We start from the raw sequence: 13,338 nt of genomic DNA, 5'->3' as shown, positions 1-13,338 counted from the left end.
GGATAGGTCCAAAATATGACAGAAATCGTATAGTTTTTACGTTAACAGCCCGTGGCTTCTCCTAAGAGTGGCCTATGTCTAATCAGGCCGATTCCGGGAGTGAAGCTTCAGAAGCGAGCTCCCAAGATGCAATCCAGATCAACGAATCGGGAGACACTCTTCCCGTCGTCGAAGTTCTTACTGGACGAGGAGTGATTTTAGGGAAGTCAGGCAGTGGGAAGAGTAACACGGCAAGTGTCGTGGTAGAGGAACTGCTCGAAGACGGCTATCCAGTACTGATCGTCGATGTCGATGGGGAGTACTTCGGGCTCAAAGAGGAATACGAACTTCTACATCTGGGAGCGGACGAAGAGTGTGACCTGCAGGTTGGGGCTGAACATGCAGAAAAGATCGCGGAGCTCACCCTTGAAGAAAATATTCCCGTCATTCTCGATGTGTCCGGATATCTCCATGAAGAAGATCAAAAAGAACTGATCAAAGAAGTCGGACGGCATCTCTTCGCGAAAGAAAAGAAGCTGAAAAAGCCATTCTTATTCCTTATTGAAGAGATTCATGAGTATATCCCAGAGTCGGGGCTCGATGATGCTGGGCAGATGCTCATCAAGATCGCGAAACGAGGGCGTAAACACGGTCTCGGCCTCTGTGGCATCTCCCAACGCCCCGCAGATGTCAAGAAAGATTTCATCACCCAGTGCGACTGGCACGTTTGGCATCGCCTGACCTGGGAAAATGACACGAAGGTCGTACGAAGAGTCTTGGGATCGGAATATGCGGAGATGGTCAAAGATCTCGATGATGGTGAAGCAATCCTCCATACGGACTGGAATGACCAAATCAGGCGAGTTCAATTTCGACGAAAGTACACGTTTGACGCAGGGGCGACACCGGGGCTGGAGGAAATCGAGCGGCCGGATTTGAAGTCTGTTAGCAACGATATCCTCTCTGAGCTGGAAACGATATCTGAAAGAAAACAGGCCGAACAGAGTGAAATAGAGCGCCTCCGATCTGAGCTGGAAGCACGTGAGGAGCGCATTAGTGAACTTCAAGAAGAATTAGAGAGGTCTCGTGATGTTAGTGACCTCGCAGAGAGGTTTACTGAAGCTCTCGTTGAGGCTGATGGGCAAGGAGCAACGTCGGAGACGATCGAGGACACTGTTGAAGAGATCCGGGAGGAGAAAAACGAGCAGATACGTTCGCTACAGGAAGAGAATCAGGAACTCCGTCAGGAGAACCAAGAGCTGCGTAACCGAGTTCAGGAGCTGGAGCAGACAGCCGATCACGTCGAGAGTGTCGAGGCTCTCAACGAGAATATCGAAGAAGTATCAGAGGCGTATCTTCGATTGGGAGAGGCACTCGGTCTGGACCCGCAAGAGAACGAGATAGAACAGCTCCGGGAGCGCGTAGAGACGCTTCAAAAAGAACTATCAGCACAATCGAACACTCCAACCGAGCAGCCCAGCGAAACGGCCGAGGGGAGTGTTCATACCTATCAGGAATTCCTGAGTGACGAAGCCATTCAAGACAAGATTACGTCTGCGAAGGATGAAGCGACATCACCTCGGTACGTTGAAGGAGTCATCACAGCGATAATGGCGCATAATGAGCCGGTTACCTACGAACAAATCGCCGATGAGCTCAATATTAGTTCGACAGGCCATGTGGCCTCTGCAGTTAATGCTCTTCACAGTCGGGATGTCGTAACGAAATCAAAGAATGGTCGAGTCACGGAAGTCGACCTGAATATTGACGATCTGGGAGAGATTCGCGCCGCTGCTGCACGGCGAGCTGCCTCAGAAGAACTCATGAGCAGTATCTAACTACGGCGTTACAGCTTGTTCATCGGGCTCTGCTGATAGAACTAATTCTCCGTGGGTCTCGTCATCCGCAATCTCAGTGTAGGTGAGCCAAGGGATGAGTCGGTTGGCACGAGTCTGAACGGTGACTTCACTCCAACCTTTAAGATGGTCTTCTGAAACCCGATTCATCACAGTTTCAGCACTGAATTCCTCATCAGGGGCTTCCTCACAGAACGCTCGAACCAACGGGATCTTGAGCAATTCTTCAGCGAGAATCTTTTTTCGGTTGCCAATGCTGGATTGTTGCAGCTCTCTTCCTCGGTCAGTTACAACCGGACCAGTACGTGTATAGTCAGCAATCCCAAGGGCATAACAGGTCGATAGGGTCTTTTCGACCGTTTTTGTAGACATCTCCGTACTCGCCTCCAAATCCTCACGGGAGTCTGCCTTCGAGATGCGAGGAAGTAACTCAAAGACTTTCTCCGGAGCAACGCGGGGACAGTTTGCTCCCCGCGGGTTTTCTAAGGGCTCCGTTTCGACCGAAACTTGTTCTGGGCTCGAAGCGAGAACGCCGTCAGATCTAGTACCGAGATCAAGATAGCTAATCCAATGAGCATAGACAGAGCCATATGCTCGAAAAGTATCTTCAGCTGCAGCACCAGATTTAGTCTCGAAGCTGATAAGACGACCAGCTTCTTCAAATGTCACAGAGTCGTCCTGGATCTGATTGAGAAGCTTTGAGACACCCGGAAGTTTCTCAAAGGCCTCGCGTAGAGGGGTTAGATCCTGCAGTTGGACGACCCGTCTTGCGTCCTCGGTCACTGAAAGCTGACCATCTTCTCGGTTGATCAAGCCGAGGATGACACCATCATGGATTTTATTCATCGCTGTCTTGCGCGAATTGCCGAGCCCTTCAGCGACTTCTTCAGTAGTAGATGCCCCACTAGTGATTTCTCCGAGAACATCTTCCGTGTGCTTCGGACGTCTAAAGAGTCGTTTTGTGGTCATCACTCACCACCCCCCATCGCATCCTCAATTTCATCAAGAGCCTCGGGCAGGTTCTCAACGAGGAGTTCGTGATGACTTTGCCCCTCTTTCGAAAGATACCCCGCTTCGCGGAGTTTCTGAAGGTAGTTCCGAACAGTACGGTCGCTCTTATCGATGCGACTGTAGAAGAATGACGACTCCAGTTCTGGGTCATCCACTAGGTCGGCCTCAGACGCGAACCGCTGCCCGATGAAGTACACCAGAATTTGGAGTTCAGCATCGAGCGACCGAGTTCGACTGTCCAGATTGATAGTTCCGTCACTATGTAGGTCGAATAGCTTCTTAACACGGTCGAACTCCGATTCTAAGATCGTCGCATCGTCGACGACCATCTCCTCGTTGATTCGTTCATTCAGATCCATTGTTCGAACCCTCCTCGACGGTTTTCAGGGCGGTTGCGGTCAATTTCCACAGCTGTGCACGGCCGTCAGTACCTGCCCGAAGGACCCAATCACGATCTTCCATCCGACCCAGTACGTCGCTCATATTACCGGCAGGTTGGACTCGACACTCACGATAAGCATCCTCGATATCACCAACCGTGAACTCGTCAATCCCACGTTGGGTTTCGAGGTAGTACGCAATATAGAGGGACCGCTCAGTGTGACTCGAGGGATCGTTTTCCTCAACAAACTCCCTGAGATTCGCTCCAGCGGTTGGCTGTTCTGTCCCGTCGAGTCGATTTTCGATCTCCGTGACTCGCTGCTTCAGCTCCTCAACTTGTTCCTCAAGATTTTCAGCGCTGTCACTCATCGGTATCACCTTCGTTAATATAGTCACGGACTTGGTCGATACTATACGAGGGAATGCGATAGGCACCGTCGTCGCTCTCAACTAAACCCTCGTTATCTAATTCCCTTACTGTGGGGTACACCGTGTTCTGATTGACCCCACTTTGTGTGCTAATCTCACCTGGAGTCATCCACTTGGTGTCGACCATATCCAGTTCCGCACGAGCCTTCTGTGCCAGCAGTACTATCAGCGTCTTTTTCTTTGCCGTCAGATCCCGGAAGAGGTATTGTGGGATAAGGTCCCCACTCTGCTTGCCAATTCGAATGTACTCTTCCAGGAGATCATGAAGGATCTCTTCGTGCATCTCTTGCTCATCAACGAGCAAATTTTCGAGGGTTTTCTGGTTCTCGGACATCGACACTTTACCCTTCATATCTCCATCTATATAGTACTTTGGCAATCTTGGAATCTTTTTCGTGGTGACCTCTCTTCGGAAACACCCACGTTATATAAGTAGTTCCGATATTGTTCCCGGCTCTCGATATTGCCAAGTTGCCAAGCGAACTTTTCCGAGACTATATAATAAAAGAATCGGCTGTTCAGAGAATAGCTTGGTGGTTCCATCGGGGAGAGAAGATCTTGGCAAGTACGATTACAGGGTTGTTACTCGATTGCTGGTGTGGTTGAGTATCCCCACTAGGTTAACCAACAACTGGGACGGTGGATTCGGAGTTTGTTGGTTAATCGAATTACGAATCCCGGAAAGATGCGAGAATGTACAAAGCGTCCAAATATGTACTTTAGAAGGTGCTTCGCGTCTGTTCCGGAAATTCGGAAGCGACACGCCGCGGCTTATTGTTAAGGCCAATATCTTGGCGACATAGTGCCATTTACCATCGATTTCCTGAATGACGGCCGCGTTCTAGAGTGGGAGGCAACCGCCGACGGCGCCGTCGCGACCGAGCGCGATGAATACACGCCACGCTTCTACGTCGCCGCTCGCGACCCAGCGTCCGACCTCGACCTCACGACACTCCAGTCGGTGTACGATCAGCACCCGGACGTCGTCGCGACCGAAATGGATGCGCGACGACCGGGCTTTCGACGGGACGAGGAGACCGTCCTCGCCGTCGACGTCGCCCACATCGACCGCGTCACCCCACTCGCCCGGCAAGCGCGCCAGCTGTTGGACTATCCAGTCGGGGATCTCGCCTGCTTCAACATCGACTTCTCGCGGGAGTTCCGGTACTGTCTAAAGACCGGCGTCGATCCGACACCGGCGAGTGAACTGTCGACGCTCCGGCTTAGCGTCCCGGTGACCGAAACGAGCAACGACGTCTATGGGGAGCTGTCCGTCGCCGGCGACACCGTCACCGGCTCGCCGACGGACATCCTGACCGCCGTCAAAGGGGCGCTCAACGCACACGATCCGGACGTCCTGGTCTGCTCAACCAGCGAGATTGTCCCGACCCTGTACGAGATGGCGACGGACCCCGGCGTCGACGACTTCTCGCTGAGTCGGTGGCCGGACGTCGAATACCAGCAGCTCGCGAGTCGGTCATCGTACTCGAGCTACGGTCGCGTCGGTCACTCGCAGGCGCGGTACAACGTCCCCGGGCGGGCGATCATCGACGAGTCGAACACGTTCTTCTACGGGGAGACGAACCTCGACGGCGTCCTCGATCTCGTGTCGCGCTCGAAGAAGCCCGTCCAGGAGCTCGCGTGGGCGTCGATTGGGAACGTGCTCACGGCGATCCAGATCTGCGAGGCCCACGACCGCGGCGTCCTCGTCCCGTGGAACTCCTGGCGCCACGAGTTTTTCAAACCGATGGGGACGCTCCACGACGCCGACCGCGGCGGCTTCATCTTCGCTCCCGAGGTTGGCCTCCACGAGAACGTCCATGAACTCGACTTCTCCTCATTGTACCCGAACATCATCTGCACGCGAAACGTCTCACCGGATGTCATCCGGTGTGACTGCCACAGCGACCGCGAGGACGTGCCTGGGCTCGGATACTCGATCTGCGACGACCGGGGCTACCTCGTCGACGTCCTACAGCCGATCATCGAGGCTCGCGACGAGATCAAGGCGGCCATCCGTCGCGAGAAGGAACGGGACGACCCCGACGAGGACCGACTGGCGGAACTCGAGGGACGGTCGGGTGCGCTGAAGTGGATCCTCGTCGCCTGCTTCGGCTACCAGGGGTTCAGCAACGCGAAATTCGGCCGCATCGAGTGCCACGAAGCGATCAACGCGTTTGCTCGCGAGATTCTGCTGACGGCGAAACAGCGATTGGAAGCCGGCGGCTGGCGGGTCGTTCACGGTATCGTCGACTCCATCTGGGTGACGCCGGACCCCGACGTCGACGACGATGACCGCGAGGACCTCGAGACGCTCGCGACGGAGATCACGGAACGCGTCGAGATTCGGCTCGAATACGAAGCCCACTACGACTGGGTCGCATTCGTGCCGCAGCGCGAGAGCGACGCTGGTGCGTTGACGAAATACTTCGGGAAGGTCGCCGGCGACGACGAGTTCAAGATACGCGGTATCGAAGCCCGGCAGCGTTCGACCCCACCGTTCATCGAGGACGTCCAGCGGGACTGTCTCGAACGGCTCGACGCGACTCGATCTCCGGAGGCCGTACTCGACTGTCTCCAGGACGCGATTAGTCGCCTCCACGCTGGGACGGTGCCGGTCAAGCAGCTCGTCGAACGGAATCGTGTCTCCAAGCCGCTAGAGAGATACACGCAGAACACACAGAACGTGGCGGCGCTGAAGCGGGCTCGGGACCAGGACCTCGCCATCCACCCGGGACAGGACATCGAGTACGTAGTTGTCGACGACGAGAAAAGCTCGCGAGCGCGGGTCGCGTTAGCACACGAAGAGATAGAGTCGTACGATGCGTCGTACTACGAGACGCAACTCGTCAGAGCTGTCGAGAGTGTGCTGGCACCGCTTGGTTGGGATCGGACGGAGATTCGACACGAGATCGCGGAAACTCGGGAAACAGACCTGGCCGCCTTCACCGAGATTGAGTGAGATTAACCAACACTATCGAGATATCGGGAGAGTTGTTGGTTAATCTGAGTGGAGACACGGAAAGGAGTGGAGAGAATACCTCGCCCACACACCCCTCGTCCAGAGTGAAAACCAATCAAGAGAGTGCGGTAAGGTCCACGGGAAACGGGGGTTCTCGTGGGAGAAGATTAGCAAGAATCACGGAAAGACTGCCTGAGACGGGAGAACACGGAAGAAATGGAACAACATACACGAGCAGCGGTTCGAAACCACCCCGACGAATGCCGCCTTCGTCCTCTTCCTTGAGCTGAATGCACTTGGAGAACGGTAAGAGGTAGGTAGTAATAAAACCTCTAGGTAATACTATGAAGATTGGCATGTTTAGAGGAACTTCGACTGTGTGACGACTGCTGTTCGAGGGATACTCGTCTCACGTCTTGTGATTTCGGCACTTCCCACCGACTCGTCGTGTGGTTACTGCCGGGTCAACCGAGGGACTCTCGCACTGTTTCACTCTGGACGAGGGGTGTGGGGGTTCGATTCCATCGTCCGTGATTTATGAGACGTTGAGGGAACTGTCGTCATTCTGACTATTCGTTAACCAGCTAAGCGGCATCAAAGCCGAAATCGGGATTGATATCTCCTGATCTTCCTCGTCAACCGTAATCAAGACACCCGATTCCGACAGTTCCGATTGTACCCTGCTTTACTTCGGCTGGAGATCTGACCTGCGTCTTCGCTCTTGATTGGGGGTGCCGACGAACGCTCGTCAGCATCACTCGAGGTTCACACTCCACTCCAGCTCGTCACACCAGCGCTTTCACTCTGGACGAGGGGTGTCTGCCGTGCGTCAGACGTCCAGGGCCGATGTGTCCTCTCATAGAAATGATTGATTCCCCGGTTCGGGAGATACACTCTGGACGGGGGGTGTCGTCTCAACCAAGTACGCTACTCCCGGATGGAGGGCTATTCACTCTTGACCAGGGGTGTGTCAAACCCGCTCCAGTCTGGCGTTTTCACTCTGGATTGGGGGTGCCGGTCTGCGTCGGTAACTCTCGCTCCAAATCCGATTTCACTCGGGACCGACTCGACCCTTTGTGAGGATGATACGCCAGCGACAAAACATCAGAAGACGACCATAGCCCGATTTACACTCTGGTCGAGGTAGCCAAATCATTAAGTAGGTCCCATCCGCGATGTCTGATATTGATGGCTGAGGAACCGTCCCAACTCTCTGACTTCGACGGCCGCTACGAGGATCCCGCTGACGATCCCCTCTTTGACTTTGATGAAGACGATCCCGACCGCGCCAACATTTTCGCTCGCAAGGAGCTGCTGAAGGTTGGCCACGTCCCTGAAAGCGGCCGTATCGTCGGCCGGGATGGCGAGATCAAGGCCGTTGCTGCTGAACTCCGACCGATCGTTCGTGGCGATCCGCCCAACAACGTGATTATTTACGGCAAAACGGGAACCGGGAAGTCGCTCGTTGCCCGTCACGTCACCGAACGAGCCCGCCGAGCCGCGGAGTCGAACGGTGTGTCCGTCGGCACGGTTTACGTCGACTGCGCGCAGCACAACACACAGACACGCGTCGCGAGGACGGTGACTCGTTCACTCAACGAGACGGACGAGACTGACTTCGATATTCCACGCGCAGGGATTGGCAGCGGTGAATACTACGACTATCTCTGGGAGATTTTGGATACTGCCTACGAGTCAGTCATCATCATTCTCGACGAGGTGGACCGACTCGATGACGATGATATTCTTATGCAGCTCTCGCGGGCTCGCGAATCGGGGAAAGCGGATTGCCACCTAGGCGTCATCGCAGTCAGCAACAAAATCGAGTATCGCGACCAGCTGAACGAACGCGTCAAGTCCAGTCTTCGCGAAGAGGAGTTCGTCTTCCAACCCTACGACGCGAATCAACTGCGCGAGATTATGAAGCACCGACGGGACGCGTTCCACGATGGCGTTCTCTCCGATGATGTGATTCCGCTGACGGCGGCTCTAGCCGCTCAGGAACACGGTGACGCCAGAAAAGCAATCGAAATTCTTCGTCACGCCGGCGAACTAGCCGAGCGAGAAAACGTCGATACAGTCGTCGAGGAACACGTTCGCGATGCCCAGGAGTGGGCTGAAATCGATCGGTTCGAGGAGCTTCTCCGTGGATCGACGACACAGGTCAAATTCATCCTCTATTCGCTCGCGCTGCTCACCGAAGAGAATCCGAACGAGGACGGGTTTTCGACCAACCGGATTTACGAACGGTATCAGGCGACGACAGAGAAGGCTGACGCGAAGACTCTCAGCGAGCACCGTGTCTACGAGCTGTTGAAAGAGCAGGCATTCCTCGGCGTCGTTGAATCAACCCGGACCGGAGGTGGCCGGGGTGAAGGCAGTTACCTCGAACATCGGTTGGTTCAGGACACGGGTATCGTGTTGAAATCTGTCCTTCGGGACAGCCGGTTGGAGGACTTGGCCTAGCTCCCGTTTCGGTCGCTGACCACACCCCTGGTCACGAGTGTATCTCTCGACACGTCGGGCACGTGGGGTGGGTGTGATCTGCTTCGACTACTCGTCTGGGTTAACCGGACTCTTGTACTTCGACTTCACTTTGTCACCTTCCCGCCACTGCCAGTAGTAGTAGCGGTTGTCGTTGATCTCCTTGATCGTGATCGTGGCCTTCGACGGGACGTCGTCTGGAAGGTCGTCCGGCCGCTCGTCGATCTCGTCATCCTCCGACTCCTCTTCGAGACGGGCTTCGCGAGCTTTGTGCTCCGCCAGCTCTTCGGCGTAGCGCGCGACGTGCTGGAGCTGGTCCGGCGAGTAGCCGTTGAGTGTGTTGACGATATCTGTCGGGAGTTCCGCCGGCGGCGTCGGTGGCTCGTAGGACATCAGCGGTCGCCTCGTGTTAACCAACAAAGCGCGTATCGGCATAGATTTGTTGGTTAATCAAATATCGTCTCATCACGGTCTGAAGAGTACGAATAGCAAACTATTCAGGAATAGACCGTGCCGTTAGACGCCGTCCGGACGAGGGGCGTTCTCGTACTTGACCATCTTCTCGGGCTTGTCGGAAATCGTCTCGTAGATCTGCTGGAGCGTCTCCTCAGCAGCGAGTAGGTTGTGCTCCTGCAGGAACTCCCGACCTTCCTCCGTGAGGCCGTAGAACTTCCAGGGGTAGCCCTGCCGGCGCTGGTCGTCGTCCAGGGCGACCTCCTTGACGATGCCGGCGTCGATGAGTTTCTGGATGTGCTTGTAGACGGTGGCATCGCTCACGCTGGGGTTGAGCTCCTCGAGCTCGTACATTGAGGGCAGCTGGTCGGGGTGCTGGAGGATGTTGTTGATCAGCGCGAACCGCGTCTGTTGGGTGACGAAGTGGACGAGTTCGCGGGATTCCATCCCATCAGCTGTCCCCAGGTCGGTGCTCATACGACACGATACACGGCCTGGCGACAAGTAGTTTACCCTTGAGTAAATCACTCTGGACTAAACCACATCTGACTAAGCTGGTGATTTACTCCGTAAATCATATCGCACGACGATGAGAGGGGCCATATATGTCCGACGAGGAGCCGCCCGTCCCTGAAGAAGTCCTCACCAGTGCGAAGGACCAACTCGACGACGAAGAGATCTCGCTGGCAGACAACGAGGAGATCCTCCACGCCCTGAGCGAACTGACCCCCGTCTACGAGAATGAACGCTCGTACTTCGTGCTGGGCAACTACGACCGGGAGCCGATTCGGCGGCTGAACCTCGTTGTTGACCGGCTCAACCGGCGACAGGACGCCTACGCCTTCCGGATGGTCGACATCCGCGGGGAGTGGGACAACAGCATCCAGAAGTTCTGCCTGATCGCCGATATCGTGACCTACCTCGTTGGCGTCGCCGAGAAGGAACCGAGTGACTTTCTCGTCGAACAGGGCCTCCTCGTCGGCACGACGGAGTTCTTTGCGAAAAGCCACGTCCTCAAGCGGGTGTATGAGGACGAAGAACACCCCTTCGGCTGGATGCAAGACGGCGTCTTCGAGCTGTTCGAGCAAGAGGGACGGCTGTACCGCTGGCAGACCGAGGAGGAGCTCGTCGACGTCACAGAAGAGCTCCCGTGACGGCAGTGGAACCGTAACTGTCTGCGTTAACCAACGTGCGGGATGAACAGGGTGGTCTGTTGGTTAACCAGAATCAGCCGCATCGGCCGGGAGTCTACCATCCGGTCGCGGGACTCGGCCACGCTTGATTTCGTGATCGACGCGACGGAGGTGCTTACATCCGCCGGCGGGGGAGCGCTGCTGCCAGTCTGGACAGGTACAGGATTCGCCGACGACGTCGACTTCGTAGCGGTTCCCGGACGCCGACTGTACCTCGTACCGACCGCCCTTCTCCAGCAACGAAACCGACATCTCCTCGGTGACCGCGCGACGGGTGCGAGGTTCGAGATCGTCGACCTGCCCACCGTTCGCTGAAGCGACCATCCGATCGCGAACGTCTCCTGTACAGCCACCATCCGGGGCGACGGCGTCAGGCCCGTGGACTCGCTCCTGAAGGAGGTCCTCGACCGGGTGGCCCTGTGGCCACAGGAAGTGGACTTCACGCCGCTCGTGATGGTCGTACGACCCGCAGTCGACAGCGTTCCCGGTCCAGACCCGCCACGCCCCAAGCGCACTCATCACGTCGACGATGAGGCGCGGAACTGACTCGTGCTCGGTGGGGTAGAAGATCCGAAAGCGCGTACACTCCTCCTGCGGGGGGACTGTCATCCACCACTCGACGTCGGTGTGCCAGCTCTCGAACATCGCCGTATCCTGCCCGTATCCGACGGTCACATCGTCGATTCGCGGGAGTGTACTGTCCGGATTGGATGGCCCCTCTTCGAGCAGTTTCAGCACCGCGTACCGCAGATACTCGTGGGCTGCGTTCTCAGTCGAGTGGGCGACCTGTTCGTGGTGGGTTGCGATCTGTTCTGCTTCCTCGAGAACGGCGGAGAGGTATCTCTCGGTCATCGGTCGTGGTCTCCGGTGAGTGCCTCCGCCCCTCTGCGGGCACTGAAAACTTAACCAACAAAGTAGGCGGACAACCCTCTATGTTGGTTAAGCCACGCTGTCGAGAGCGTCGATGATCTCTTCAGCCGTGGTGCTGATCCGGGCGAGGCGCTCTCGAACGATCTCGGGATCCTCCGACTCCCACGCGGCCAGGTAGAACGCTGACCCGCTCGTGTCGAGCCCGTAGTACCGGCCGACGACGTAGGCGACCGCCTCGGCCTCGACCTCGCGTTTCGACCGTTCGGTGTCGTCCTCGACGTCGAAGTGGAGCAGGGCGTGGGCGTACTCGTGGATCACCGTCCGGGCGAGATCGGCATCGTTCTCCCGGTCGCAAACCTCGACGAGCGGCTGGACGTCGACGAGGCTCAGCTGCTCACAGATGCCCTTCGCCTCGCCGTGGGTCCACTCCGCTTCCGGAACGATTCGAACCGTGACGCCGAGTTCGTCGGCGGCACCGGTCAGCCGAGCAACGAGGTCGCCGGCGTCCCCGGTCGCTTCCGTGTCGAGGTCGGGAAGTGGTTCCCCTTCGGTCTGGGAGATGTCGAACACCGGTGCCGGCTTGAATCCGACGAGGCCCTCGGACCAGTCTTCGGGCGGTGTTTCGTCGTACTCACAGTCGGAGTCCTCGTGGTAGCTCGGCGAGTTCTCGCACTCCGGACACTGCTTGGTGATGATCGGCGCCCAGATCCAGATGGCCGACTCCCCTTCCTGGACGTGCCGATCGAACTCCTCCTGCCACGTTCGGTAGCCGGCGACCTTTGTCGCGTCGGGGTACTGCCGCTTGATCAGCAGCGTGTTCCGGTAGGAGTAGTCGTGGAACCGGCTCTGAACGTCCAGCCACTCTTGGAACTCGGCGCTGGCCTGTGCGTCGTCGACGCCGGCGACGAGGTCGTCGATCCACTGTTCGATGGTACTGTTCATCTCGTCGGATCGCGTGTCGGTCTGGTCGAAGGAGACCGACGAGTCTCTGGTCGTGGACATGGTGGTCACTAAATCGGTTGAACGCGATTTCGCCAGTTCAGAACGCGCCGCACCCCTCACAGGCGACCAAAAAATCGACCCAACGACTGCGATTTAAGATGGGACGGCTCTCAGGGGATGCTGTTAACACCGAAGCGTCCCTCAGCAAAGCCAGGATGGGACTCTTGAATGCGCTCCGCAGGGCCGTCGAGGGTGACACATCAACCCTGTGGGAATGCCGAAACTGTGGCGAGACACTCTCGGAAGATGTTGATGAGTGTCCGGTCTGCGGTGCTGAGGATGTCGCTTGTTACGAGTTCTGATTAGCGAAGTGCTGCCTTTTCATCCGCGAAGCCGACCGCGACGAGATACTCGAGGAACGCGTCGAACTGATCCACGTCGCTGGGCGTGTCGGTCGCGAGGTGACGGGCCCACTCGACTGCCCACTGAAACGCAGGATCAGCTCCACCCTTGCCATGGATGTACCACCAGCGCGCCGCTTTCAGCACGACGAGCGGGTTCGTCGGGGGCTCCGTACTCGCCAGCGCACGGGTCAGCGACTGGATCTCCTCCGGAACGTCGCTTGCGTCGACGTCCCCGGACTGCGTATTCGCGATATCGACAGGTATCTCATCGATCGAGACATCGCTCGGTGACTGTTGCTGACTCACGAAAATCACCTGACTGCGAGGGCGTTCGCTGAAGCCCTCACCCTCTCAGGGGGCAGAAAAACAATCCA

At 56.7% G+C, this 13,338-nt stretch carries 13 protein-coding genes; 4 read left to right on the top strand and 9 right to left on the bottom strand.

Annotation, left to right across the window (positions count from 1 at the left end; genetic code table 11):
* Positions 1 to 74: 74 nt before the first annotated feature.
* A complete protein-coding gene (locus GRX01_RS17645) occupies positions 75 to 1,817 on the top strand; it encodes an ATP-binding protein (protein ID WP_159670855.1) in 1,743 nt (580 codons plus the stop codon).
* Here GRX01_RS17645 and GRX01_RS17640 read toward each other — a convergent pair whose 3' ends face one another.
* From GRX01_RS17640 to GRX01_RS17625, 4 genes are read right to left on the bottom strand one after another with little or no spacing between them, the layout of a single operon-like run.
* Positions 1,818 to 2,804, bottom strand: a complete 987-nt coding sequence (locus GRX01_RS17640; protein WP_159670835.1) for an AAA-associated domain-containing protein — start codon at positions 2,802 to 2,804, stop codon at positions 1,818 to 1,820.
* Complete coding sequence (locus GRX01_RS17635) at positions 2,804 to 3,205, bottom strand: hypothetical protein (protein WP_159670832.1); 402 nt, start codon at positions 3,203 to 3,205, stop codon at positions 2,804 to 2,806. Before GRX01_RS17635 ends, GRX01_RS17640 begins: the two co-directional genes overlap by 1 nt.
* Complete coding sequence (locus GRX01_RS17630) at positions 3,192 to 3,596, bottom strand: hypothetical protein (protein WP_159670829.1); 405 nt, start codon at positions 3,594 to 3,596, stop codon at positions 3,192 to 3,194. The genes GRX01_RS17635 and GRX01_RS17630 overlap by 14 nt, the downstream gene beginning before the upstream one ends.
* Complete coding sequence (locus GRX01_RS17625; protein WP_159670826.1) at positions 3,589 to 3,990, bottom strand: helix-turn-helix domain-containing protein; 402 nt, start codon at positions 3,988 to 3,990, stop codon at positions 3,589 to 3,591. Before GRX01_RS17625 ends, GRX01_RS17630 begins: the two co-directional genes overlap by 8 nt.
* A 468-nt stretch (positions 3,991 to 4,458) precedes the next feature.
* On the opposite strand from GRX01_RS17625, the gene GRX01_RS17620 reads away from it, so the two are divergent.
* Positions 4,459 to 6,618, top strand: coding sequence for a type B DNA-directed DNA polymerase (locus GRX01_RS17620; protein WP_321168193.1), 2,160 nt, complete (start codon positions 4,459 to 4,461; stop codon positions 6,616 to 6,618).
* A 1,188-nt stretch (positions 6,619 to 7,806) separates the two neighbouring features.
* Positions 7,807 to 9,084, top strand: a complete 1,278-nt coding sequence (locus GRX01_RS17615; RefSeq protein ID WP_121571058.1) for a Cdc6/Cdc18 family protein — start codon at positions 7,807 to 7,809, stop codon at positions 9,082 to 9,084.
* Between the two features lie 87 nt (positions 9,085 to 9,171).
* Here the strand turns inward: GRX01_RS17615 and GRX01_RS17610 are convergent, their stop codons facing one another.
* Entirely contained in the window at positions 9,172 to 9,495 is a 324-nt protein-coding gene (locus tag GRX01_RS17610; RefSeq protein WP_159670823.1) for a hypothetical protein, read from the bottom strand.
* Positions 9,496 to 9,618: 123 nt separating this feature from the next.
* Complete coding sequence (locus tag GRX01_RS17605) at positions 9,619 to 10,032, bottom strand: MarR family transcriptional regulator (RefSeq protein ID WP_159670820.1); 414 nt, start codon at positions 10,030 to 10,032, stop codon at positions 9,619 to 9,621.
* Between the two features lie 128 nt (positions 10,033 to 10,160).
* On the opposite strand from GRX01_RS17605, the gene GRX01_RS17600 reads away from it, so the two are divergent.
* On the top strand, positions 10,161 to 10,709 hold the full coding sequence (locus tag GRX01_RS17600) for a hypothetical protein (RefSeq protein ID WP_121578266.1): 549 nt from the start codon (positions 10,161 to 10,163) through the stop codon (positions 10,707 to 10,709).
* Between the two features lie 63 nt (positions 10,710 to 10,772).
* Here the strand turns inward: GRX01_RS17600 and GRX01_RS17595 are convergent, their stop codons facing one another.
* The 3 genes from GRX01_RS17595 to GRX01_RS17585 form a co-directional block, all read right to left on the bottom strand.
* Positions 10,773 to 11,600: a hypothetical protein gene (locus GRX01_RS17595; protein ID WP_159670817.1), complete on the bottom strand. Its 828-nt coding sequence runs from the start codon at positions 11,598 to 11,600 to the stop codon at positions 10,773 to 10,775.
* Between the two features lie 87 nt (positions 11,601 to 11,687).
* Positions 11,688 to 12,620 (bottom strand): ImmA/IrrE family metallo-endopeptidase, encoded by a 933-nt coding sequence (locus GRX01_RS17590; protein WP_159670814.1) that lies wholly within the window; start codon positions 12,618 to 12,620, stop codon positions 11,688 to 11,690.
* 302 nt (positions 12,621 to 12,922) lie between these two features.
* Entirely contained in the window at positions 12,923 to 13,270 is a 348-nt protein-coding gene (locus GRX01_RS17585) for a hypothetical protein (protein ID WP_321168192.1), read from the bottom strand.
* Between the last annotated feature and the right edge of the window lie 68 nt (positions 13,271 to 13,338).

The sequence above is a fragment of the Halobaculum saliterrae genome, from assembly GCF_009831625.1.
In the GTDB taxonomy this organism is placed as follows: Archaea; Halobacteriota; Halobacteria; order Halobacteriales; family Haloferacaceae; genus Halobaculum; species Halobaculum saliterrae.
The sequence above is the reverse complement of the archived record's forward strand: the minus strand, read 5'-3'. Positions and strand labels throughout refer to the sequence as shown.